The 23,372-nt window shown below is 72.9% G+C and carries 18 protein-coding genes and 1 pseudogene; 6 read left to right on the top strand and 13 right to left on the bottom strand.

Going from position 1 to position 23,372, the window contains the following annotated elements; all coding sequences use genetic code 11:
* Window positions 1-27: 27 nt before the first annotated feature.
* The 4 genes from ACFV6I_RS09280 to stsA form a co-directional block, all read right to left on the bottom strand.
* Entirely contained in the window at window positions 28-912 is an 885-nt protein-coding gene (locus tag ACFV6I_RS09280) for a S24/S26 family peptidase (RefSeq protein ID WP_380424071.1), read from the bottom strand.
* Window positions 905-1,198: a PqqD family protein gene (locus ACFV6I_RS09275; protein ID WP_380424070.1), complete on the bottom strand. Its 294-nt coding sequence runs from the start codon at window positions 1,196-1,198 to the stop codon at window positions 905-907. The genes ACFV6I_RS09280 and ACFV6I_RS09275 overlap by 8 nt, the downstream gene beginning before the upstream one ends.
* Window positions 1,186-2,631: a StsB family radical SAM/SPASM domain sactipeptide maturase gene (gene stsB / locus ACFV6I_RS09270; protein ID WP_380424069.1), complete on the bottom strand. Its 1,446-nt coding sequence runs from the start codon at window positions 2,629-2,631 to the stop codon at window positions 1,186-1,188. The genes ACFV6I_RS09275 and stsB overlap by 13 nt, the downstream gene beginning before the upstream one ends.
* Window positions 2,632-2,722: 91 nt before the next feature.
* A complete protein-coding gene (gene stsA, locus ACFV6I_RS09265) occupies window positions 2,723-2,857 on the bottom strand; it encodes a StsA family sactipeptide RiPP (RefSeq protein WP_380424068.1) in 135 nt (44 codons plus the stop codon).
* A 138-nt stretch (window positions 2,858-2,995) separates the two neighbouring features.
* On the opposite strand from stsA, the pseudogene ACFV6I_RS09260 reads away from it, so the two are divergent.
* A pseudogene (locus tag ACFV6I_RS09260) lies at window positions 2,996-3,844 on the top strand (helix-turn-helix transcriptional regulator); the annotation flags it as partial.
* A 66-nt stretch (window positions 3,845-3,910) separates the two neighbouring features.
* Here ACFV6I_RS09260 and ACFV6I_RS09255 read toward each other — a convergent pair.
* Genes ACFV6I_RS09255 through ACFV6I_RS09220 form a run of 8 tightly spaced genes read right to left on the bottom strand, consistent with a single transcriptional unit; the run spans window position 3,911 to window position 10,280 of the window.
* Entirely contained in the window at window positions 3,911-4,723 is an 813-nt protein-coding gene (locus ACFV6I_RS09255) for a TIGR03619 family F420-dependent LLM class oxidoreductase (RefSeq protein WP_380424067.1), read from the bottom strand.
* Window positions 4,720-6,078: a class I adenylate-forming enzyme family protein gene (locus ACFV6I_RS09250; RefSeq protein WP_380424066.1), complete on the bottom strand. Its 1,359-nt coding sequence runs from the start codon at window positions 6,076-6,078 to the stop codon at window positions 4,720-4,722. Before ACFV6I_RS09250 ends, ACFV6I_RS09255 begins: the two co-directional genes overlap by 4 nt.
* Entirely contained in the window at window positions 6,075-6,593 is a 519-nt protein-coding gene (locus ACFV6I_RS09245) for a polyketide synthase (RefSeq protein WP_380424065.1), read from the bottom strand. The genes ACFV6I_RS09250 and ACFV6I_RS09245 overlap by 4 nt, the downstream gene beginning before the upstream one ends.
* Complete coding sequence (locus ACFV6I_RS09240) at window positions 6,590-7,687, bottom strand: beta-ketoacyl synthase N-terminal-like domain-containing protein (RefSeq protein ID WP_380424064.1); 1,098 nt, start codon at window positions 7,685-7,687, stop codon at window positions 6,590-6,592. The genes ACFV6I_RS09245 and ACFV6I_RS09240 overlap by 4 nt, the downstream gene beginning before the upstream one ends.
* Window positions 7,688-7,692: 5 nt before the next feature.
* Entirely contained in the window at window positions 7,693-8,076 is a 384-nt protein-coding gene (locus tag ACFV6I_RS09235) for a polyketide dehydratase (RefSeq protein WP_350876226.1), read from the bottom strand.
* Window positions 8,077-8,083: 7 nt separating this feature from the next.
* The gene (locus ACFV6I_RS09230; RefSeq protein WP_380369219.1) at window positions 8,084-8,632 is read right to left on the bottom strand and encodes an acyl-CoA thioesterase; all 549 of its coding nucleotides are present in this window, start codon (window positions 8,630-8,632) and stop codon (window positions 8,084-8,086) included.
* Window positions 8,629-10,014 (bottom strand): aminotransferase class III-fold pyridoxal phosphate-dependent enzyme, encoded by a 1,386-nt coding sequence (locus tag ACFV6I_RS09225; RefSeq protein ID WP_380424063.1) that lies wholly within the window; start codon window positions 10,012-10,014, stop codon window positions 8,629-8,631. Before ACFV6I_RS09225 ends, ACFV6I_RS09230 begins: the two co-directional genes overlap by 4 nt.
* Window positions 10,011-10,280 carry an acyl carrier protein gene (locus tag ACFV6I_RS09220; RefSeq protein ID WP_380424062.1) on the bottom strand — a complete coding sequence of 90 codons (270 nt, stop codon included), beginning with the start codon at window positions 10,278-10,280 and terminating at the stop codon, window positions 10,011-10,013. The genes ACFV6I_RS09225 and ACFV6I_RS09220 overlap by 4 nt, the downstream gene beginning before the upstream one ends.
* A gap of 666 nt (window positions 10,281-10,946) precedes the next feature.
* Here ACFV6I_RS09220 and ACFV6I_RS09215 point away from each other — a divergent pair.
* The 5 genes from ACFV6I_RS09215 to ACFV6I_RS09195 are packed head-to-tail and all read left to right on the top strand — an operon-like array spanning window position 10,947 to window position 16,011.
* A complete protein-coding gene (locus tag ACFV6I_RS09215; RefSeq protein ID WP_063351995.1) occupies window positions 10,947-11,462 on the top strand; it encodes a nucleoside 2-deoxyribosyltransferase in 516 nt (171 codons plus the stop codon).
* A gap of 1 nt (window position 11,463) precedes the next feature.
* Entirely contained in the window at window positions 11,464-12,408 is a 945-nt protein-coding gene (locus ACFV6I_RS09210) for a dihydroorotate dehydrogenase (protein WP_380424061.1), read from the top strand.
* Complete coding sequence (locus tag ACFV6I_RS09205; protein ID WP_380424060.1) at window positions 12,405-13,196, top strand: creatininase family protein; 792 nt, start codon at window positions 12,405-12,407, stop codon at window positions 13,194-13,196. Before ACFV6I_RS09210 ends, ACFV6I_RS09205 begins: the two co-directional genes overlap by 4 nt.
* Window positions 13,193-14,488, top strand: a complete 1,296-nt coding sequence (locus tag ACFV6I_RS09200; protein WP_380424059.1) for a hypothetical protein — start codon at window positions 13,193-13,195, stop codon at window positions 14,486-14,488. The genes ACFV6I_RS09205 and ACFV6I_RS09200 overlap by 4 nt, the downstream gene beginning before the upstream one ends.
* Window positions 14,485-16,011 carry an MFS transporter gene (locus ACFV6I_RS09195; RefSeq protein ID WP_380424058.1) on the top strand — a complete coding sequence of 509 codons (1,527 nt, stop codon included), beginning with the start codon at window positions 14,485-14,487 and terminating at the stop codon, window positions 16,009-16,011. The genes ACFV6I_RS09200 and ACFV6I_RS09195 overlap by 4 nt, the downstream gene beginning before the upstream one ends.
* Before the next feature lie 165 nt (window positions 16,012-16,176).
* Here the strand turns inward: ACFV6I_RS09195 and ACFV6I_RS09190 are convergent, their stop codons facing one another.
* Window positions 16,177-23,355: a LamG-like jellyroll fold domain-containing protein gene (locus tag ACFV6I_RS09190; protein WP_380424057.1), complete on the bottom strand. Its 7,179-nt coding sequence runs from the start codon at window positions 23,353-23,355 to the stop codon at window positions 16,177-16,179.
* Between the last annotated feature and the right edge of the window lie 17 nt (window positions 23,356-23,372).

The following is a 23,372-nucleotide window of genomic DNA, read 5'->3' as shown; positions in this document are numbered from 1 at the left end:
GACCCTTTCCCCCCCGGCCTCGGGGGTTCAACCCCCCCCCCGCCGCGCGCGCGCGGCCGGCCGGGGCGCGCCGCGGCCCCCCACGGGGAGGGCGCCCCGGACGGGAAGAACGCTCCGGGCGGGGACAGCACCCCGGGCGGCTTCGACGCGTGCGCGGACGAACTCGACGGTGTCGGCCAGTCGCGGCGGTTCCAACAGAGTGCCGTGGCCGACGTGGAAGTCTGCCGTCCCGGGCCGCAGCGGTGACCGTCCGCCGCAGCCGTCCGAGGACCGCGTCGCCCGATCGTCCGAGGGCCCGGTCGTCGGGCCGTTCGGGGCGAGACCGGCGGCCCGGCCGATCAGGATGTCGACGTCGCGCCGGCCGGCGGCGGCGAGCAGTTCGTCGAGGGCGGTCCCCGGGAGCGCGCCGTGCGGGGAGACGCTGATCACCAGTCGGGCGTCGCCCCTCGACAGGCCGGGCGTGTCGCCGCGGCGCATCGCCGGGTGCCACCACGCGTAGGCCGGGGCCGGGCCGGGGAGCCAGATCCGGGTCCGGCCCGCCCCCCGGTCGGGGTAGGCGGCGAGCCTGGCCAGGTCCAGGGCCGCGAGCGTGACCGCTCGGCGGTACGCGGGCACGACCCCGAGGTACTCCCCGGGCCCGACCACCGGGTCGACCAGCGGGAGGTTGTCCCCCCGGGTGAGCAGCCGGCTGCCCGCCCGGTCGACCACGCGGTGCACGATCACCTTCCGGTCGAGCAGGACGACCGCCACGTCCCCCGGTTCCACCTCGTCGAGGGGCCGGGCCAGGACCGTGATCACGGTCCCGGGTTCGATCGTGGGCAGCATGCTCCGCCCCGTGGTTTTCAGCCGTGCCTTCCCCACGGCGGCGAGGGCGCTGCGCAGCAGTCGGATCTGCGACGGTTCCTCAGACACGGGCGTCACCCTGGTCCGCCGCCACCAGCAGGTCCTGTGCAAGCAGCCGTTCCACGAACTCCTGGACGTCCTTGGCGATCAGTGCCCGCTGCGCGGGGCTCTCCGCGCTGTGGCGCCGGGCGAGTTCGGCGATCACGTCCGGGACGGACCGGTTCTCGGCCAGTTCCAGCCAGATCTCGGCGGCGGTGTGGTTGAGGGTGCGGAACTCCCCGCTGCGGGCCGAGTAGAGCCGCACCTCGTTCAGGGACGGGGTCCAGACCACTTCGGAGTCGATCAGGTAGTGCATCGGCGGTCCTCTCGGTCGGCGAGCGGCAGCAGGCGGCGCTCGGGGGTCTTCCAGTCCTCGTACGCCGGGTGGAGGGAGTCGTCCCGGACGAGCAACGGGCGGAACAGCTCGTCCCGTCCGGCCTTGAGCCGGGCCCCCGGGACGCCGTTCGCGCTCCACAGGCTGGCGATCATCGACTGGCGCAGGATGCGGCAGAGGTGGCGGCCGTTGCGGTGCACGTCGCCGGTCTCGGCCAGGTGGTAGGCCCGGCAGCCGCCGCCGCAGGCACCGCGGATGTAGCAGCGGCGGCAGTCCTGGAGGTTCTCCCCGGTGAAGACGTTGTTGGCCCGCAGGTCGGCGAGGACCGGGGCGGCGAAGATCTCCGCCAGCGGCTGCCGGCGGACGTTGCCCGCGATGTGGACCTGCTCGGTGACGAGCTTGCAGGGGTAGACCGTGCCGAGCGAGTTGACGTAGACCTCGTTGCCGCCCATGCCGCAGTTGCCCTTCACCGAACAGGGTTTGCTCGCCTTCGGGCCCTCCGGCAGGAGCTTGCCGGCCAGCGGGTGGGTCCAGCAGAAGTCCAGCACCTTCTGGTAGTCCGCCCAGCCGTAGTCGAAGCCGTCGGTCGCACCGCGGCCCAGGTCGGTGTGGTTCATCATCCGGACCCGGGAGATGTCGAGGTCGGCGACGAACTCGGCCAGCCGGTCGAGGACGTCGACGTTCTCGGGGGTCACCACGTGGTTGATGACCGGGGTGACGCCCGCCTGGTTCAGCAGGCGCAGGCCCTGGGCCGTCCGGGCGAAGGTGCCCTTGCCGCGGGTCCGTTCGTGCGTCTCGACGGTGCCGCCGTCCAGGCTGACCGTGACCTGGTTGAAGACCTCGGCCATCCGCTGCGCGGTTTCGAGCCGACGGATGGTGGTGCCGTTGGTGATGATGTTGGCGGCGAGCCCGCGTTCCCGGGCGTGCCCGGCGACGGTGAACAGGTCCTTGCGGAGCATGGGTTCACCGCCGGTGAAGACGATGACCCGGGCCCCCAGGTCGGCGGCCTGGTCGACGAGGTCGAGCGACTCGGCGGTGTTGAGCTCGCCGGGCAGGGCCTTCTCCGAGGAGGCGTAGCAGTAGGGGCAGCGCAGGTTGCAGCCGTCCGTGATCGCGTAGTAGACCATCGACAGCCGTGGCTCCGGGGCCCGGACCACGGGGCGCCGGCCGGGCAGGTAGACCAGCCAGTTCAGGACCGCCTTCGCCAGCGCGCGTTCGGCGGTGCCCGCGTCCGCGGGCAGCGCGCCCCTCGGGCGGCCCGGGGCGGCGAGCGCGCGGATCACGTCGGTTTCCGGAGCGGTCATCAGGCACCAGGCCGCCAGCTCCGGATTGGTGACCAGACGGTCCCCGCCGTTCGTGAAGTAGACCAGGTCGTCGGGAACCACCAGGTCGTCCCAGAGTTCGAGCAGTTTCATTCTCCACCTCGGCCGTCAGGGGTGGGTGCCCGGCCCGGAGGCCGGGCACCGACCGGCTACGTGATGAGCGGTGCCGATCTCGGCAGGGCCGTCACTCGCCCGCGGGGTCCTCGATCCCGTGGCCGCTGCCGGCGCCGGAGAAGGCGCCGCAGCTGCAGGAACAGCTCATGCCGGCCTCGAACTCGTCGGACCTCATCTCCGGCTTGGCCCAGGCGCTCTCAGTCATGGTTCGTGATCCCTTCCGTTGACGGGACCCGCCCTGGCGGTGCGGGTGGAATGAGCATGACGCTCAGTCAGCGCGCCTGGGGAGGGCAAGACTTGCCCTGGGTCCGGCCGTTGCCGTGTGCAGGAGGCGTGAAGGAACATGGCCGGTTGGTGTCTGTGCGACGGCACGGGGATCGCGCACGATGCATGCGTGGACACCAAGGCCGCGATACGCGAGTTCCTCGTCTCCCGTCGCACGCGACTGCGCCCCCAGGACGTCGGCGTACCCCCCTGGCAAGGCGTCCGCCGGGTCGAGGGCCTGCGCCGGGAGGAAGTCGCCGCGCTGGCGAACGTCAGCGTCGACCAGTACGTCCGCCTGGAGCGCGGCCAGGCCTCCCGGGTCTCGGACGCCGTCATCGACGCGGTCGCCGTCGCGCTGCGCCTGACCGCCAACGAGCACCGCTACCTGCGCACGCTCGCCCGCCCGGCCACGCCGCCCCGGCAGGCGGCCGGTCGCCGGGGCCCGGTGCGCCCCAGCGTCCAGCTCTTCCTCGACTCGATGCGCTGCACCCCCGCCTACCTGGTCGGCCACTGCGGCGCCATCCTCGCCTGGAACCACCTCGCCGCCCATGCCTTCCTCGACTTCGCCGACGTCCCCGAAGCCCGGCGCACGCTCGGCCGGCTCGTCTTCACCGACCCCAGGGCGCGCGACATCTACGTGGACTGGCCGACCAAGGCCCGCGAGACGGTCGCCTATCTGCGCACCGAGGCCGCCGCGCGCCCGCACGACCCGGAGTTCGCCCGGCAGATCGCCCGACTCCGCCAGGAGAGCCCGGAGTTCGCGGACCTGTGGGACCGACACTCGATCATGGAACTCACCCACGACATCACGCGCCTGCGCACCCGCGCCGGAACGGTCGAGCTGTCCTGGGACGCCTTCCAGATGGCCGACGACGCCCACGAGTTCATCGTCGTCTACACCCCGGCCACCCCCGCCGCGGCAGCCGTCCTCGCCCGGCTGGAGAGCGAGCCGGGCGACGGCCGCGACGACTCGGCAGGTCCGCGAGCCGGCGTGCTACCCGGTCAGCGCCGCGTGCAGTGGGGCCAGCAGGGAGAGGTCGTCGGTGGTGACGGTGAGGTGGGTGGCGCCGGCGGACCGCCAGGCGTCGGCGAGGGAGCGCCAGGTGTCCGGCCGGCCGGGGGCGGGGCGCAGGCGGGCCTCGATGCCGAAGGCGCTCCAGTCGCGGCCGGCTTCGGTCACCGCCGTCCGCAGTTCGGCGATGAGTGTGGCACCGCGGTTGACCCGGTTGGCGAGCAGGCCGGACATGGTGAAGCCGTCGGCGAGGGTGGCGATCCGGCGCAGTGAGCCGGGTCTTCCTCCGGTGCGCAGGGTGCCGCCGCCCATCCAGAGGGGTACGGCACGCGGCCGGGGGGTGAGGGTGACGCCGGAGAACGCGACGTGCTCGCCGGCGAAGTCCGCGTCCGGCCGCGTCCACAGCAGGCGCAGCGCATGGACCTGTTCCTCGAACAGTGCCGCACGGGTGCCCGGGGCGACGCCGAGGGCGGCGGACTCGGCGGGGTCGGATCCGATGGCGACGCCCAGCCGCAGTCGGTCGCCGCTGAGGTGGGCCAGTTGCGCGGCCTGCTTGGCGGCGAGCACCACCTGGCGGTGCGGCAGGATCGTCATCGCGGTCGCCAGCTCGATCCGGGTGGTGACGGCTGCCAGGAACGCCACCAGCGTCAGGCTCTCGTAGGCGGGAACGCCGGACACCAGGTGTTCGGGGACGGACAGGTGGTCGTACCCGAGGCTCTCCGCGGTCACCGCGAACGCACGGAGTCCGGCGGGTGAGAGGGCCGTCGGGACGGTCCAGCCGAGGCGGAGGGTCATTTGCGGAAGGCCTCCGGGTCGGCGGTGGAGACGAACACCGCGCGCGGGCGTTCGGCGGGCAGCAGCTGGGAGTTGAGGAGGTGGCGTAGTGCTTTCTCGCCGCCGGGGAGGGCGCCGGTGACGGACAGGTGGACGTGGAGGACTTGCGTGCCGTCCTCGTTCACCACCTCGGGCACGCAGTGCACGACCCCCGGGATGGCGTGCGCGGCCTGTCGGACGGTGTTCAGTGAGACCTTCTCGCCGCGCAGGACCACGAAGTCCGACAGGCGTCCGTGGAAGGTCAGATAGCCGTCGTCGATCGAGAAGGCGTCCCCGGTGGCGATGGTCCGCGGCCCCAGCAGGACTCTGCCGCTGTGCTGCCCGACCCGGCGCAGCAGTACGGTGCCGGATTCGACCAGCAGTTCGCCCACGTCGCCCTGCGCCTCGCGCAGTGACGCGCGCACTCCCGGCAGCGGGCGGCCGACGGAGCCGTACCGGTGCGCGGGCTCGGCGTGCGCGGCCAGGGTCGACACGCGTGGTCCGGCCTCGGTGAGCCCGTAGGTCAGGTACAGCTCCGCGGCGGGCCTCGCGGCCAGCAGGTGGGCCACCTCCGCGGGTGCGAGCCGGTCCCCGCCGACCGCCAGTGCCCGCAGGCCGCGTGGCACGAGCCCGGGGTCGGCCAGCAGTTGGCGGGCGATCGTCGGGGTCACCGCCGAGTGGGTGACCCCGCGCGCGGCGACCGCGTCGCGGTACCCGGCCGGCGAGAACGGCGGCCCGTCGAGCACCAGTCGCGCCTTGGTCACGTACGCGGCGAACGCCTGCGCCACGAGGGCGTAGGAGTAGTACAGCGGCAGGTTCACCAGCAGGGTGTCGGCCGAGGTGATGCCCGTGGCCCCGGCGTGCAGGCGGGCGTTGTGCAGGAGCGAGGCCACCCGGTGCACGCACGCGCTGAACATCCCGGAGGTGCCGGAGGTGGACAGCAGGATCTCGCCCGGCCGGTACGGGGTGGTGGGGTGCCCGGTCGGCACGGCGAACGCGCCGCCCACCGGCGGTTGCGGCCCCGCGCCGGCCAGCCGGGTGGTCACCACGACGCCGGCCCCGACGTGCCCGGCCAGCGCGCGCACCCGCTGCCACGGCGTGCTCGGCGGCACGGCCAGCGGCACCAGGCCCAGCAGCAGCGACGAGAGCAGCACGCGCAGCAGTTCGACTCCGTTGGTGAGGCAGAGCACGACCGCGTCGCCCGGTGCCAGGCCCAGCCCGGCCAGGTCCGCCAGCACGTCGTCCACCCCGGCCGGGGCGCCGCCGCCCGTACTGGCCGGGGTTGCCTCGACCCGGGTCAGGAAGTCGGCCACCTCGGACCGGGTGAGGCTGTTCACCGGTCTTCCCGGGCGCCGGTCAGGACCAGGCAGCGACACAACTGCCCTTCTCCCGTGGCGGGTTGAAGGCCGACCAGGAGCACGTGCCGGGCGTGGCCGTCCGCGAGCCAGCCGCCGATCACCGTGAACGCGACGGGGGTGGCCCGGTCGGGGTGCGCCGCCAGCAGCAGGGACGGACCACGCAACTCGTGGCGCAGGGCGGGCAGCCCGGCCAGCACGCCCGGATTCGCTCCGGCGAAGCGCAGCGGCGACACCCGGGACTTCGGCACCGAGGCGGCGATGCGGCGCATCGTCCGTTCGCTCCCGGTCGCGCTCATGACCAGGATCCCGGTGTCGGCGGCGTCGTCGAGCACGGGTTCGGCGCAGTCCGCCAGTGCCCGGTCCACGGTCTCGGCGACCAGCCAGGCCGCCGGGTCGGCGTAGAAGGACGGTTTGTTCACCGCGTACTCGTCCGGGTCGCCGGCGACCACCGTCGCCGAACCCAGAACCCGTATGCCCGTCGGCACGTGTGTCACGCCCTCACCCCTTCGAACAGCAGGCACGTGTTGAACCCGCCGAACCCCAGTGTCAGGCTCAGTCCGGCGCCGGGGCCGACGGGTTGCGCCGATCCCGCGGCCAGCCGCAGCGGGGCCGCCGGATCGCGCAGCCCGAGGACCGGGGGGACTCGTCGGTGGCGCAGTGCCAGGACCGTCGCCACGGCCTCGATGGCCCCGGTCGCGCCCAGGCTGTGGCCGAACGCCCCCTTGGTGGCGAACACCAACGGGCCGTCGGCTCCGAACAGTTCCAGCAGGCTGCGCGCCTCGACCTCGTCGTTGAGCGGGGTGCCGGTCCCGTGGGCGTTGACCACCGCGATGTCCGCGGGTGCCAGGCCCGCGGAGGCCAGGCAGCGTTCGACGGCGCGCAGCACGGCGCGCCCGGACGGGTCCGGTGCGGTGAGCCCGGCGGCGTCGTTGGCCGCGCCGGCCCCGCGCAGCCGGGCGTACACCCGGGCGCCGCGCTCCCGGGCGGAGTCGGGGTGTTCGACCACCACGAAGGCCGCGCCCTCGCCGAGCAGCATCCCGTCGCGCGACCGGTCGAAGGCCCGCAGTCCGGTGGGGCTCATCGTGCCCAGCGCGGAGTGCCCGAGCCGCTTTGCCTCGGTGACCACGTCCACCCCGCCCGCCACGCAGACCCGCCGCTCGCCCGAACGCACCAGGGCGTGCGCGACGGCGATCGCGTCCGATCCGGCGGAACAGGCGGTCATGACGCAGACCGGGGTGCCCGGGTGCCCGACGCCCGCCGCCGCGTCGTCGGCCCACGCGTGCAGCGTCGGCTCCGCCTCGTCCAGGCAGGCGCCGAAGCTGGTGCCCAGGACCAGGCCGACCTCGGGGTCGGTGGTGGACAGGCCGGCGTCCGCGAACGCGGCGGACAGCGTCCGCCCGGCGAGCGCGCGCTGGCGCTCGCCCGCCCCGGTCCCGTACGGCACCGACGCGATGACGGCGGCGGCGGTGTTGCGCAAGGGGTGCGGCGAGTGGACGGGCGCCAGCGCCGAGTCGCCCGCGCACAGCCGTTCCCACACCGCCTCCTGGTCCCGGCCCAGCGGGGTGTCCCAGGCCAGTCCGGTGATCACCGGGGTCACCACGGCCGGGCCGCCGCGGGGTCGACCTTCGTCCGGCTCATCGCGCCGCGGAACCCGGCGACGGAGCGGCCCTCCACGGTCACCACGGCGGAGAAGGCGAAGGTGGGGCCGGACAGCCGGTCCGCGCGGACGTCGAGCACGACCTGGTCGCCGGGCACGACCGGGGCGAGGAATCGGGACTTGACCGTGCCGACCAGGGTGACCTCGTCGTCGGCGAGCGGATCGCTGCTCAACTGGTAGAGCAGGACGCCGGATTGGGCGAAGGCCTGCATGGTGTGGCTGCCGGGCAGGATCAGCCCCGGGGTCAGGCCGCGCTCGGGCAGGTGCCCGGACAACGCGCCCATCTCCGCCGAGACGGCGAACATGCTGCGCAGGAACACGCCGGGCTCATGGTCCAGAACCCGGTCGATGAACAGGCGGGGGTGGCGTCCGCGCACCAGGGCGGCGATGGCCGAGGTGCCCAGCGGACGTGCCTCGCGGACCGTGACGGGAGGGGGTGCCGTTTCGTTCGGGTGTCGCATCCGGGACGATTCCTCTCAGGGCCTGTCGCAGCGGTGCCGGTAGGGGCACCACGCGCCGGGTGTCGGGGGCGACGGCGGCGAAGACGAGGTCGCCGGCCACCAGCGGGGTGCGGGTGCCGTCCTGCTCCTCCCGCAGCAGACGTACCGCGAGGGCGAACCAGGCCGCGCCGACGTGGTCGACCCGGGTGTCCCCGATGATCACGTCGCGGTACACGGCGCTGTTGAGGTAGGTCACCCGCAGGTCGGCGACCACCAGGTCGACGTCGGCCGCGCCGAAGGCGGTCAGGCCCGCGCCGTGCGCTTCGAGGTGTTCGGTGCCCGCGGTCTCCATCAGCGAGGTGTAGCGGGAGAAGTGCACGATCCCGGTCGCGTCGGTGTCGACGTGCTCGACCCGGGTGCGGAACTCCGCGCTCACCACAGGGCCCGGGCGCCTGCCGCCACCCGGTCCACGATCTCGTCGGCCTGCGTCCCGGTGGTGATCAGCGGCAGCACGATCCGCAGGGTGGGGTGGATGTAGCGCCGGCCGCCGGAGCGTCTGCCCGCGCCCGCCATGAACTCCGCGTACACGCCCGCTTCGATCAACTCCCGGCGCAGCGCGCCGATCCGGTCCGCGGCCGCGGCGGTCAGTTCCACGCCGAGCATGACCCCGCTCCCGCGGACCTCGGTGAACACGTCCGGGTGGCGGCCCACCAGGGCGTCGTCGAGATGCTTGGCCAGGTCCACGCCGACGTCGGCCGAGCGTCGCAGCAGCCCTTCGGTCTCGATGTGCTCGATGCCGTCGCGGATCACCGCGCAGTTCGGTGGCCGCAGGTCGGAGGTGGTCACGGCGCCGGAGGAGCGGACGGCCAGCTCCTTGCGGGCGATCACCATCGAGGTGGACACCGTGCCCATGCCCAGGAACTTGCCGATGACGGTGATGTCGGTGGGCACCGGTCCGTCCGCGTCGCGCATGGCGAACCAGCTGCCGGTCTTGGCGAACGTCAGCACCTCGTCGGCCACCAGCAGCACGCCGTCGGCCGCGCACCGCCGCGCGAGTTCGCGCAGGTATCCGGGCGGAGGCGCGAGGATGCCCGCGTCGCCCTGGATCGGTTCGACCACGACGGCCAGCAGCCGGTCGGCGGACTCGGCGAAGTACTCCGTCAGGGCGTCGAGGTCGCCGAACGGGATGTGGTGGACCCGGACTCCGTACGGGCCGGCGGTGTCCGCGCCGGGCAGCCCGGCCCGGTAGTACCTGCGGTTGAGCAGCTGCACCAGCCCACTGGTCCAGCCGTGCCAGGCGCCGTGGAAGGCCAGGATGGTGTCGCGCTGCTCCTTGCCCGGGCGGTGGCACAGCCGCCGGCCGTCGAAGCGGGACTCCAGCACCAGCCGCAGCGCCAACTCGTTGCCCTCCGAGCCGGAGTTGCGTCCGCTGACGTGGTACCGCCCCGCGGGGAAGTGGTCGGTCCACAGCCCGCCGGGGCCGAAGAGCCGGTCGAGGAGCTCCGCCCTTTCCAGCGAGCCCAGTTCGTCGGTGACGTTGCCGACTCCGGTGCTGCGCGCGAGCGCCGCTCGTACGACGGGGTGGTCGCCGCCCAGGGTGGCGCTGGCGTAGCCGCCGCTGGCGTCCAGCAACCGCAGCCGCCTGCCCCGGCGTTCCGGGCTCAGGTCGACCACGTCGAGGTGCAGGCCGCTGCCGCCCACGCAGGCGAACGGGAGCCGGGTGGCCCCGTAGTGGTTGAGGTGCAGGTCCGTGCCGCGCAACAGCACACCGGTCGGGTCCCCGGGGTGGTCGTCAGCGGTGACCGGGGCCGTGCTCACGCGGTGGCCGGGGGGTGGTCGGCCCCCGACAGCCGCTCGACCAGTGCCAGCACATCGCCGAGGGTGGACAACTCCCCCGCCGCGATGGCCTCGTCGGGGATGCTGATGTCGAACGCCTCTTCACACTGCACGCGCAGTTCCACGAAACCGAGCGAGTCCATGCCGTAATTCTCGCGCAGCCTGTCGTCGAGTCGCATCCGGTCGATCGGCACCTCCACCAGCACCTCGGAGTGCAGAATTCGCTTGATGGTCTGCAAAGGATTCACCAGAACTTCCCCTCTGGGTGGGTTCATTCGAACAGGCGGCGACCGGGCGTCCGGCGTGCGGAAAGGCGAGTGGGATCGCGGAAACGGTCGGGCCGAAAGCGGGCCGACGCCGATCGAAATACAAGGCGGCGCCGGCCATTCACGCTTTATCGAAGCTAGCCGAGGCCTTATCACCTGTCAATGGTCGACGATTTACCCGCCACGCACCTTCGAACACCGGATTCGACAATTCTTTTGCACGTTAGTTCGACGGCGATTCGGCCATTTCCGAGCACACGGTCCGTACACCCGCGAAAACCGGCCCGCAACGCGCCTCCCGAGCGGGCCGCGATCGACAGCCGAGCGGCAGCTATGCACCTTTTGTGCAATTTGAGACGCATCTCCGTCTGGCGCATATGCTTCTTGTCCTGGTGAATCATCCCGAACTAGCCTGAGGTCGTCCCTTTGTCCGGATGGACACAGAGCGCGGGAACGGGAACGCCATCGGGCTCCCCGGTGGCAGCGTCAGGCCTCACCCCCGGCTTCCTCCCCGTTCACTGCGAGCGCACCATCCGATGGCGCTGACCACTTCTGTCGATAGCGCTGACCATTTCTGCTTCCTGCCGACCGAAGTCCGCCTCCTTGCGCGGCTGTCGGCAGACTCCTTCGAAGGAGCTTCGAAACGCCATGAAAGTCACCCCCGACGCCCTGCGCGGCGTCACCGTGTTCGTCGGCGGCCCGATCCAGCACGCCTTGGTGCCCGGCGGGATGGCGGCGCCGATCCACGATTTCCTGAGACTGACCATCGACCAGTCGCGGCAGGCCGGCGCCACCGTGCTGTCCGCGCACGTGGCCGAACGATTCGGTGCCGACACCGCTTCGTTCACCCCCGAGGAGGTGTCCGTGCGCGACTACGCATGGATGCGCGAATGCGATGTGTTCGTGCCGGTCCTGCCGGTGCTCGACGGCACCCTGCTGCGCACGGACGGCACGCACATCGAACTTGGCTGGGCCAGCGCGCTGGGCCGCCCCATCGTGGGCATCACCGACCAGCCCTTCTCCGAGTCGGCCAGCCACCTACTCAAGGGACTCGCCCAGGTCGCCGCCGCAACGTTCCTGTCCGCCAAGGAGATCGCCAAGGACCCGGCGCTGCTGGTCGACGGCGTGCTCGCGGCGCTGGGCCGGACCAGGGCGGCGGCCTGACATGGCGGCCCCGACCCACCTGCTGGGGATGCACCTGGCCAATCCGGTCGTGGTCGGCTCCGGCCTGCTCACCGACCAGGAGCGCAACATCCGCAGGCTGCTGGACGCCGGCGCGGGCGCGGTGGTCACCAAGACCATCCACCCCAACCCGCCGATCGGCCTGGACGAGCGCCTCGTCAGGCTGCCCACCGGAATGATCAACAGCACCACCTACTCCAAACGGTCCGTCGAGCACTGGGTGCGCATCCTGCGCGACCTGACCAGGGACGGGCTGCCGGTCATCGCGTCGCTGCACGCCGACAGCCCGGCGGAACTCGCCGAGTTGGCGGCCCGCGTGGAGGCGACGGGCTGCCGGGCACTGGAACTGGGCATCTCCTGCCTCAACGAGGAGGACGGCCTCGACGACACCCCCGAGCGAGTGCACGCCTACACCGCGGCCACCCGCGCTGCGACGCGGGTGCCGTTCTCGGTCAAGCTGGCCAGCGGGGAGGGCCTGCACGCCCGGGCGTTCGCCGCCGCCCGGGCCGGCGCCGACGCGGTGACCATCAGCGACACCCTGCCCGCCGCCGCCGTGCACCCGGAGACCGGTGACCTCCAACTCGGCGGCGTGTTCGGCTACTCCGGACCGGGCATCAAGCCGCTCGTGCTGGCCTCCCTGTGGAAGCTGCGCCGGGCCGGGTTCACCCTTCCCGTGCTGGCCTCCGGCGGCGTGCAGTCGGGCCGGGACGTGCACGACTACCTGGCGGTCGGCGCGGTGGTGGCCCAGGTGTACACCGCGCTGCACACCGACATGTACCCCACGCTCACCCGGATCGTGGCCGAGACCACCGGAACGGACAACACCGGGACGGGGAACGCCAACGCCGGGATTACCAACGCCGGGAACACCGGCCGGGGCCTCGAACCCGCCACCGGCGCGAACCGACCCGGCCGGGTGCGGCCATGACCCCCCGCAGCGCCGGACCGCAGCTGTGCGACCTGAGCAGCGCCGACGTCCTGGCGGCCACCACCGGGCGGACCGTGGTGTGGCCGGTGGGAGCCACCGAACAGCACGGTCCGCACCTGCCGCTGTCCGTGGACACCGTGCTCGCCGAAGCGTTCGCCCGACAGATCGCCTACGAGCTGAACGCCCTGACCCTGCCGACGCAGTCCATCGCGGCGCGGTCGCTTCCGCAGAGCGGCGGCGGCCTGGCCTTCCCCGGCACCGTCTACGTGCGCGGTCGGTCCCTGCTGGCCTTCCTGGAGGACGCGCTGGAGTCGCTGTGCGCCCTGCCGTGGCGCCGACTGCTGGTCGTCAACGGCCACTTCGAGAACGAGCCGTTCCTCTTCGAGGCCCTCGACGAGGTGGGCCGACGACCGGCGGCCGCGGGCAAGGAGTTCATCGCGCTGAGCTGGTGGAGCCTGGTCGACACGGACTGGCTGGCCGGGCGGGTGCCGCTCTTTCCGGGGTGGCACGCCGAGCACGCGGGGATCACCGAGACCAGCCTGATGCTCTACCTCCGCCCGGAGCTGGTCTCGCCCGCACGGCCCGACCACGCCGACCCGCCCCGCCCGGGGATCTACCTGCACCCCGCCGACGTGAGCCGCACGACCAACCAGGGCGTCCTGTCCAGCACTTCGGGCTCCACCGCCGCCCTGGGCAAGGAGCTCTTCTGGCACGTGGTCTCGGCCGCGGTCGACCTGGTGTCCCAGGGCGACGGACTTCTGCACGATCTGCACGAGGAGAAGCCGTGACCGTACCCACCCTCTGCGTGAGCAACGCCGTCGACACCCTGCGCGACTTCGCCGTCCGCGCCGACGACGTCGACGAGCTGCTGTCGGAGTGCTACGCCCAGCAGGACCAGGCGCTGTTCTGGGGGCCGCTGGACAAGATGCTCATCACCTACGAGCCGATCGGAGACCTGGACTGGCAGCGGAAGTTCCTGGAGATCGACGGTGTGGTGAACCTCAGCCCGGCGGGCCGCACCGGCTCGCTGTTCGCCGACATGCTCGCCGATCCCGAGCTGATGGCCGCCGTGGCCGCCCACGCCGGGCCGGGCCGCAGACTCCGGCTGATCCCGCACACCACCACCGCCGACCTGTGGCGGTTCACCGAAGCCCTGCGCACCCGGTACGACGTGGTGACCGAACTGCCGGAGAGCCCGCCGCAGCAGTCCCTGCGCGACCTGCTGGACACCAAGACCGGCCTGCGCGACCTGGCCACCGACCTCGGCATGACCGACGGACCCTGCCGCATCCCGCCCGGCACGCACTGCGCCGGGAAGCAGGACGTGCCGGCCGCCGTCCGGGACATGCTCGCGACCGGCACGCCGTGCATCGTCAAGGCGGATCGCGGCGAGGCGAGCCTCGGCCTGCTGATCTTCCGGCCCGGCGACGACGACATCGCCGAACGCCTGGCCGGAAGCACGTTCTACGACGAGGACCCGGTGGTCGTCGAGGAGTTCCTCCACGGCGACATCACCTTCCCGTCCGTGGAGTACATGGTGCCGGCGGACGCCCCGCCCCACCTCTGCTACACGACCGACATGCTGTTCGAGGGCGCCACGCACCTGCGCGGCAACGTCACCGCGCGCGAACTGCGCCGCGCATGGTGGTACCGCCCGCTGACCGAGGGCGGACTCCGGCTGGCCGAGGAGATGCAACGGCGCGGCTACCGCGGGCGCTTCGGCATCGACGCGATCGCCCGCGACGGCGTCGTCTACCTGCACGACCTCAACGCCCGCCGTACCGGGTCGAGTCACGTGCACGAGTTCGGCGAGCACCTCATCGGCCCCGGCTACCTCGACACCCACGCGGTCGGCAACTACGACTTCTACGGCCTTCCGGCCGGGCTGTACCTGCCGGAAGTGCTGCGCCTGCTCGGACCGCTCGTGGCCTCGCCCCGACACGCCGACCGGGGCGTGGTCCCGACCGAGCTGACGGACCTTCAAACTGGCAGACTGAGCTGCATGTTCTACGCCCCCAGCCTCGCCGAACTGCACGACCTGATCGACCGAGCCAGGATGGCTCTGGACCTCGGCCGGTGAGCAGCACGCTGCCCGTGGTCGGGACGGCCCGGCGCTGGCTGGTGCTGACCGTGGTGCTGCTGTGCTTCCTGCCCGCCGCCGTGGACGTCACCATCCTCACCATCACCGTCCCGACCCTCGCCCACGAACTGCAGGCCTCCCCGACCGAACTGCTGTGGGCGGTCGACGTGTACTCGCTCCTGATGGTCGGACTGGTGCTGGTCAGTGGGCCGTTGGGCGACCGGATCGGGCACAAGCGGCTGCTGCTGGCCGGACTGGGCGTCTTCAGCGCGGCCTCGGCGCTGTGCGCGGTGGCACCCGGTCCGCCGGCCCTGATCGGCGCCCGGGCACTGCTGGCGATCGGCGCGTCGATGATCATCCCGGCCACGCTGGCGCTGATCCGGCAGACCTTCGGCGACGGCCGAGACCACGCGGTGGCCATCGGAGCGTGGAGCGCGGTCGCCGCCGGCGCCTCGGCGCTGGGACCGGTGGCCGGCGGCTTCCTGCTCCAGCACTTCTGGTGGGGCTCGATCTTCCTGGTCAACCTGCCGATCGTGGCACTGGCCGTGCCCGCCGTGGCACTGCTGCTGCGCAACGAGGTCGAGTCCGAACGGCAACCGTGGGAGGCCACCTCGCCCCTGCTCTCGATGGTGGGGTTCCTGGGCTGCGCCTACGCCATCATCGCCTTCACCCACGACGGCGTCGGCATCCCGGAGGTGGTGCTGCCAGCAGCGGCGGGCCTGACCGCGCTGGTGCTGTTCGTGCGACGGCAGCAGCGGATGCCGCACCCGATGCTGGATCTGTCCCTGTTCCGGCTGCCCGGACTGCGCGCCGGAGTGGTGGCCTCGGTGCTGCCGGTACTGGTGATGGTCGGCTTCGAACTCCAACTGGTGCAGTACCTGCAGATCGCCAAGGGCCTGTCGGCAGAGGCCGCCGCGCTGTACCTGATCCCGATGCCGTTGGCCGCGACGGTGGCGGGGCCGGTGGGCGGACTGCTCCTCTCCCGCCTGGGACAACCGCGCGCGGGCGTGCCCGCCGGCCTGCTGCTCGCGGCGACCGGATACGTCCTGGCCGCCTCCGGCACGGTGGTCCCGCTCGGACTGGCCCTGATCGGGTTCGGCCACGGCCTGGTCCAGATGGTCGCCTCGAACCTGATCATGACCACCGCGCCGTCCTCCCAGGCGGGCGCGGCGGCGGGCATCGAGTCCGTCGCCTACGAGGCCGGCGCCGGCCTGGGCATCGCCGTCTTCGGCACGGTCACCACCGTGGCCTACCGACTGCTCCTCCCCCCGGGCACGTCATCGTCCCCGCTGGACGCGGGCGCCTCCCCGGAAACCGCCCAGGCCTTCACCGACGCCTTCCACTCCACCACCTGGCTGGCTGCCGCCCTCACCCTGGCCACGATCCTCCTGGCCACCCCGACGAGGACGTCGACGCCGTCCGGAACACCCGGCGCAGCCGCAAACGCCTCGACGTCCTCGGCCCCGTCGGGTTCGGGAACGAGCAGCACCCCGAGCAGGAGACAGCCGAACGAACGGACCTGACAGGCGTCGTCGACCGGACCGACCGGCCGCCTCGCCGATGAGGCTGAACAACCATCAATTCCCAGCCCCGGAGCCGGGCCAGGCCCCGGGGACGGGCGCGTCCCCGGGGCGATCAGCGGGCAGGTCGTGTGCAGGGCCCAGGTGCCAGGTCCCGGGGCCCGGAGCTCAGGCCTCCACGCCGTAGTACTGGGCGAGGAAGCCGATCACGTCGTCGGCGTGCGGGAGCAGCTCCGGCAGTTCCCGGGCCAACGTGGTGCGGGTGGCCTCGGCCAGTTCGGGCAGGCCGGTGGCCGCGCCCTTCACGTACGGGTCGAGGCGGCGGACGAGTTCGTAGTTGCTCTCCACGTCCAGCTGCCGCATCGCCTTCTCCAGCGGGGGCGCGTCGGCCGGCGGGATGTCGGGCAGGACCCGGCTGACGAAGGTGACCCGGTGCAGGACCCGCCAGCACGGCGGCTTGCGGTCCGACTGGCGGGCCTGGCGCAGCGCCGCCGCGTTGGGGTCGTGCCCGTTCTCCAGCCAGCGGGGGTCGACGACCTTGTGGAAGAAGCTGTCGAAGTGCTCGCTGTCCTCCCCGAGGTAGAAGCTGAGGAAGCGGTAGGCGTCGACCTTGCCGGGCACCTTGACGGGCTGTCCGTCGCGGTCGAAGACCGGGTTGCGGTCGCCGTCGTAGCTCTGGAGGTTGCTGCTGGGCGCGACCTCGACCTCCAGGCCGAAGGAGCGGGTGGCCTCCTTGCCGCGCGCCCGGGTGGTGGTCATCCCGCCACCGACGGAGGCGTCGAGCTGGGCGCCGATGCCGATGCCGGCGATCTGGAAGGAGGTGCCGATCGAGGTGCCCACCGAACCGGAGAGCGAGTACGAGCCGGCCGTGGTCTCGCTGACCACGTCGGTGGTCTCGGTGGTCTCGGCGAAGAAGCCCCCGGCGGCCGTCCACACGTAGGTGTTGACCAGGTCGCGGCGGGAGAAGCCCTGCCCGGTCGCGCTGTCGGTGGCGTCCCGGCCGCGGGCCGGCGAGGCGTCCGCGCCGATCGCGCCGCCGAGCACCCGGCCGGCCCGCTGGGCGAGCGGGTCGGGGGCGTGGGTCTCGGTGGAGACGCTGTCGTAGTAGCTGTGCAGGCGCTGCTGGTCGCGCTGGATGCGGCGCTTGAGCGCGTACGCCTCGCGGGGCTTGAAGTAGCTGTACTCGCCCCGGTCGCGGGCCCCCTGGTAGTCGGGGTCGGCGACCTTGCCGCGGGCGTCGAATCCGACGGTGCCGTCCAGGGTGCCCTGCTTGGTGTAGCGCGGGTTGATCGGGAAGGGGACGACGTTCCAGTCCTTGGGGATGTCCGGGTTGGGCTGGATGCGGTAGGCGACCAGCGCGCCGCTGTGCGCCAGGCGCAGCGCGAAGACGTCGGCGGTCTGCGACTGGACGACGGCGAAGCCGGTGTTGGCCGGGACGTACCGCCGCCCGGCGGTGGGGTTGAGCACCCGGCCCGGGTCCTCCCAGTGGCCGGTGAGCGAGACCTTGGTGGTCCGGGCGGTGTTCTCGCCCTGGGAGACGGAGGTGTCCTCGGCCCAGCTGTTGGAGAACTCCAGGTTGCCCCGCACGCTCGCCGAGACCCCGCCCTTGGCGATGGACTTGGCGATGCCGAAGCCGAGCGGGGCGGTGATCATCCAGACGTCGACGTCCACCTCGTTGGAGAGCGCGAAGCCGAAGGCGGCGTCCACGCTGCGCTCCTTGGCGGAGGACAGCGAGCGGACGACCTGTTCGGCCTCGGTGAGTTTGACCGTGGAGGCGCCCTCGAAGGTGTCGCTGCCCGGGTCGGTCAGGCCGGCGGTGAGGTTCTCCGAGGGGATCGGCGGGGCGCCCTCGACGTAGCCGATCAGCTGCGGGTCGAACTGGATCTGGCTGACCCACTCGCTGACCAGCTCGCCGACCTTGTAGCCGGTGATCAGGTGCCAGCGGCCGTCCTGGAGGTAGCTGTAGGCGCGCTTGAGGACGCCGAACGCCTCGCCGCGCGAGCCGTACTGCATGTCGGCGTACTCGGCGACCGCCGGGGCGGCCGAGATGCTCTGGTGGAACGGGGTGCGCAGGCCGGCCAGGGCCGATCGGACCTGGGCGGCGTCGTTGGAGACCGGTGCGCTGGACAGCACCGTGCGCGGGCGGCTGGCTTCCGGGCCGAACTCCAGGTGGTTGCCGCGCAGGCCCTCGTCGCGGACCTGGGCGGTGCGGGCCTCGGTGGAGTCCCGGTCGAACGGCCAGTAGGCGACCAGGTCCTCCTTCTCGCCCTTGAGCCGGGTGAACAGGTTGTCCAGCAGCTGCTCGTGGGTGCGGGCGGTGCGCCAGATCCGCACTTCCTCCAGCACGCCCTCGAACGCCTGGGCGGGCTTGCCGCGCTTGAGCACCGCGCCCAGGGTCAGCTGTGCATCGCCGTTCTCGGCGAAGGCGGCGGTGTCGGGCAGGCCCGGGGTGGCGGGCAGGCCAGGGGTGCCGGCCGGGTCGCAGGCCACGGCGACGCCGTTGCGGTACAGCCGGAAGACGCTGCCGCGCGGGTCGGGGTTGCGGACCCAGCGGGCGCCGCGCAGCCGGGCCGGGTGCGAGCCGGTGGCGTCGGCCGTGGTGCTGCCCGTGTTCTCCTCGAAGCGCCAGTGCGCGACCAGGCCGCGGTCGCGGGCGGTGACGGCGGTGCCGAGCCGGGCGGCGTCCCGGGCGGCGCCCCAGATCCGGACTTCGGCGAGCACCCCGGTCAGCTGCTGGACGGTGGCGCCCTCGCGCGCCCGGCCGAGCTCCAGCGGCGCGTCGTTGCCGCGCGGCCCGGGGCCCTCGTAGCGGCCGGCGCCGATCTCGCGGCCGTCCAGGTGGAAGCGGATGTCCTGCCACTCGCGCACGGCGAGCGACTCGACCAGCTCGACGCTCTGGGTGACGGGCTTGCCGTCGGCGCCGGTGGCGGTGATCTGCCGGGTGCCCTTCTGCTCCTGCATCGAGCGGCCGCCCTTGCGGACCACGGCGATGCGGTGGAACTGCCCGGCCCGCACGCCCTCGGTGGAGGTGAAGCGCACGGCCCGGCCGTCGGGCTCCTCGAAGGCGAACTCCAGCCGCCCGTCCGGGAGGACGGCCAGGCGGTAGGGCACGCTGCCGCCGATGCCGTCGGCGGTGCGGCCCTTGGAGAGCAGGCCCTGGGTCTCGCCAAGGCGGTCGACGCGGGCGAACACCTCCAGGGTGAGGTCGTCGGCGATGTCCAGCGCGTCGTCGTCCGGCACCTCCAGGTGGGCGTCGCCGCTCAACTCGACCGCCCAGGACTGCTGGTAGGCCAGGGCGAGGTGGCTCCACTCGCGCAGCGGGAAGGTCTCCCGGCTGACCACCCTGCGGTCGCCGACGGCCGCGACGGCCCGGCAGCCGGCGTCGGCGATCGGCGAGCGGGCCGGGACGGGCTTCGGCATGCCGCGCAGTTCGGCGTGCCGGTTGTTCCCGGAGCGGTCGGTCAGGACGGCCGGGGTGCCGGGAGCGGGCGCCGTGTACGTCCAGTAGCCGAGCAGCCCTGCCTCGTTGCCGCTCAGCCGCCGCCCCTGGTCGGCGCGCAGCTCGTCGCCGCCACGCGCCTTGGACCAGAGCCGGACCTCGTCCAGCCGGACGGCGGCGAAGTCGCCGGGCCAGCACAGCACGGTGCCCAGCGAGAGCCGGCCCTGCCCGCGGTACGGGGCGTTGGCGGTGCGCCGGGCGATCTCCTGGCCGTCCAGGTAGATCACCTGCTGGCGGGTCTCCCGCTGGAAGACGCAGGCCCAGTGGTGCCACTTGGTGTCGGAGAACCGCTTGGTGGTGTCCAGGTCGTCGTCGTAGAAGGCGAACGTGAAGAAGCCGTTCTTGCGGAAGCCGATCTGCAGGGTCTCGTTGGCGCGCCCCTCGGTGCCGCTGTGTCCGAGCAGCATGTGCGGCCGGCTGTCGACCTTGGTGCGCTGGGCCCAGAACTCCACCGTGAAGTCGCCGTCGCCGAAGCCGAAGGCGTCGGGCACCACGGCGGCGTCGTCCGTGCCGTCGAAGACCAGCCCTGAGGTCGCCTGGGTGCCGAGCAGGCCGAGGCCGTACGGGGTGTCCCCGGCGTTGGCGTGCAGCAGCCGCACCGGCCCCTCGACCCGCTCCGGGTTGACCCAGGCCTCCAGGGTGAGGTCGCCCGGGGTCGCCGCCCGGGGCAGCTGCCCGGCGGGCAGGGCCAGGAAGCGGCCCTTGCCGTCGAAGGCGTAGGCCCGGCCCGGCATGTCGGCCCGCCAGCGCCCGCCGTGGCCGCGCACCAGGCCGTCCGCGCTGCCCAGCGGCAGTTCGGCCAGGCCCCCGGGATCGACGGTGATCAGCCGGGAGCCCTCCGCGAGGGCGCTGCCGGGCTGCGAGGACTCGGACCAGCGGTGGTCGTAGCGCACCCGCTGCACGCTCATCCCGGGCTTCAGCAGGGCCTGGTCCGCGCCCGCGCCCAGGCGCAGGGACTTCGATCCGGCGGGGTGGCTGCCCTCGAAGCGGAAGCCGTGGCCGCCGACGGTCACGAAGCCGGGGCCGGACAGCGGGGCGAGGGTTCCCTCGGTGAACTGCACCACGTCGCCGTCGATCCGCAGCACGGTGGCGATCGTCACGGGCTGCTCGGCCGCGCCGTTCACCACGGCGGCGAAGTCCTCGGCCCGGCGGGGCAGGTGCGACCACTTCTCAATCTGGCCGTCGTGCCGGACGGTGAGGGTGACCTGCGTCGGGCCGTCCCCGGCCTCGACGGTGATCGCGGTCGCGGTGAGGTCGGTGTTCGCGTCCCGGGCCGTGAAGGAGACCGTCCGCCCGCCGGCGGCCAGCTGCCGGGAGGAGCGCAGCACCTGGCTGTCGTAGTACGCGGCGAAGAACTGGCCGTTGCCGCCCCGGAAGTAGAGCACGACGTTGCCGGTGGCACTGTCCAGCAGGAACGGGCGGTCAGCGGCGCGGGCGAAGCCCAGCAGCGCGCCGGAGCCGCTCAGCCCGGTGCGGTCGACGGCGAGCTGCGGCACCGGCAGGGCGATGTTGTCGGAGCCGCGCACGCCGCCGGTGAGTCGGCCCAGTTCCTCCTGCTTGGCGGCGAGGCCGGCCTGCTGGGCGGTCAGGTCGCGGCGCAGCTGGGTGAGCCGGTCCTGCTTGGTGGCGAGGAGCTCCAGGCGCTGGGTGAGTTCGGAGATCTGCTGGTTCAGCCGGTCGGTGGCGGGACTCGACTTCAGCGAGTTGTCGATCCGCTCCAGGACCAGGACGCCCTCGCCGGAGGCGTTCACCGTCGCGTAGTCGTACTGGACGATGCGGTCGCCCTGGCTGTCCCGGGCCGCGATGGGCCTGCCGCTGCGGCGGCCGACCAGGCTGTGCCCGTTCCAGGTGTCGAGCGCGAAGTGGGTGGAATCGTTGTCGGCCTCCCTGGGGTACTGGATCAGGGGGGCGTTGTCGGCCGTACTGCGGTTGTCGACGTTCATGTCGAGTCCGGAGTTGGCGTTCCTGACGAAGTAGCAGGCGACCCCGTTGAGCGTGGTGCCGGTCGGCTCGAAGGTCCAGATCGTGGACGCGGCTTGCTTGTCGGCCGTGCGCACCACCGGGGTGACGCTGTCCTTGCGGTCGCCCTGCACGGCGAGGTACTGGTCCTTGCCGTCCTTCTGCAGCTTGAACCGCAGCCGGTAGCGCCAGAACGTGACGTCGTTCTCCAATGCGGCGCGCGCCTCGGCGCGTTGGCGCTCGACGTCCGGGGTCTCGGCGGTCTCCAGCTGGAGGCGGGTGATCTCGGCCTCGGTGGCGGCGATGTCCCGGGTCAGCCGGGCCACCTGGGCGTCCACCTCCCCGGCCGCGTCCACGTTCCCGCTGGACTCCGGCGCGGCCAGCACCGGCAGGGCCAGTTCCTCCGGGACCTGCGCCAGCCGGCCGTCCCGGCCCACGCCGAGGTCCAGGGTGGCGACGTAGGCCTCGTCGGTGGCCTGACCGGTCACCGGGTCGGGCCCGCCGGTGGTGCAGGCCAGCAGCACCCTGGCCTGGCGCTTGACCGGCTTGGACGTCTGGTCGTAGCCGGCGGGCGCGGCCTCCTGCTGGTGGTGCAGCAGCGCCGACAGGCCGGAGACCACCCGGCGCCCGGCGAAGGCGAAGCTGCTGCGGCTCACCCCGGAGTCCTCGCCGACGGGGGCCTCGGAGGTGACCCAGGCGGGGCCGCCGCTCAACGCGGCGTGCCGGCCGTGGTCGGTCTGGTCGTGCAACGTGGTGCCGGAGCCCTCGTCGAAGCGGTAGTAGACGGCCAGCCCGGGTTCGTTGCCGATCAGACGGCGGCCGCGGTCGGCGGCGATCTCCGGACCACTGCGAGGGCGGAGCCAGATCCGCACCTCGTCCAGCTCGCCGCGCCCGAACGAGCGGGCGCCGCGCCCCAACGTGAGCCCGCCGAGGCCGGCGTACGGCATGTCCGTGGTGCGGCGGCCGACTTCGACGCCGTCGCGGTAGACGATCTGCTCACGGGTGTCCCGGGCGAAGACGCAGGCCCAGTGGTGCCAGTCGATGTCCGTGGTGCGCTGCGGGATGTCCAGGTCGTCGTGGAAGAAGGCGAAGGTGAAGGTGTCGTCCGGGCGGAAGCCGATGTGCAGGGTGCGCAGCCGGACGCCCTTGGAGGCGCCGTGGCCGATCAGGAAGTCCTCGCGGCCGCCGGTGGCGGTGCGCCGGGCCCAGAACTCCACCGTGAAGTCGGAGTCGGCCAGGTCGAGGGCGCTGCTCGGCAGCTCGGCCACGTCGTCGACACCGTCGAAGCGCAGGGCCGTCCCCGCCCGGCCGCCCCCGCCCGCCGCAGGGACCAGCGGACGGCCGGTGAACGGGCAGGTGCCGGGCGCGCTCTCGTAGACGGCGTCCCGGTGGCGCGGGTCCGGGCTGGTCCAGGCCTGGGTGCCCTGGGTGCTGAACAGGCCGTCCCGGCCGCGCTCGACGCTGAAGCCGTCGATCCGGCCCGTGGCGTCGTTGTGCGCGAAGAGCTGCCAGCGCTCCCGGCCGTGCACGGCGGTGGGCACCAGCAGGGCGGTGAACCGGCCCTCGGAGAGGTTGCGGACGAAGGACAGCTCCTGGGTCGGCTCGACGAACGGCCGCCCCTCCATGTCCTGCGTGCCGAGGCTGTCCTTGGCGGAGTCCGGGCGGCCCTTGTGCCGGCTGCGCCGGTAGCGGACCTCCAGCACCGGCTTCAACTCGCCGCCGGCCAGCACGAACCGGTCGCACAGCAGGGTGGCGTCGACCGCCGCGACCTTGCCCTCGCCGCCCTTGGCCAGGTAGTCGGTGCGCGCCGGGTCGCCCCCGTGGCCGGGGCCCTCGGGGACGCCGTAGACCCCCGCCCGGGGCGCGCCCCCCCGCCACAGGCCCCGCACGCAGCACTGCGTGCCGT

This window comes from Kitasatospora sp. NPDC059803, from assembly GCF_042732255.1.
GTDB lineage: Bacteria > Actinomycetota > Actinomycetes > Streptomycetales > Streptomycetaceae > Kitasatospora.
The sequence above is the reverse complement of the archived record's forward strand: the minus strand, read 5'-3'. Positions and strand labels throughout refer to the sequence as shown.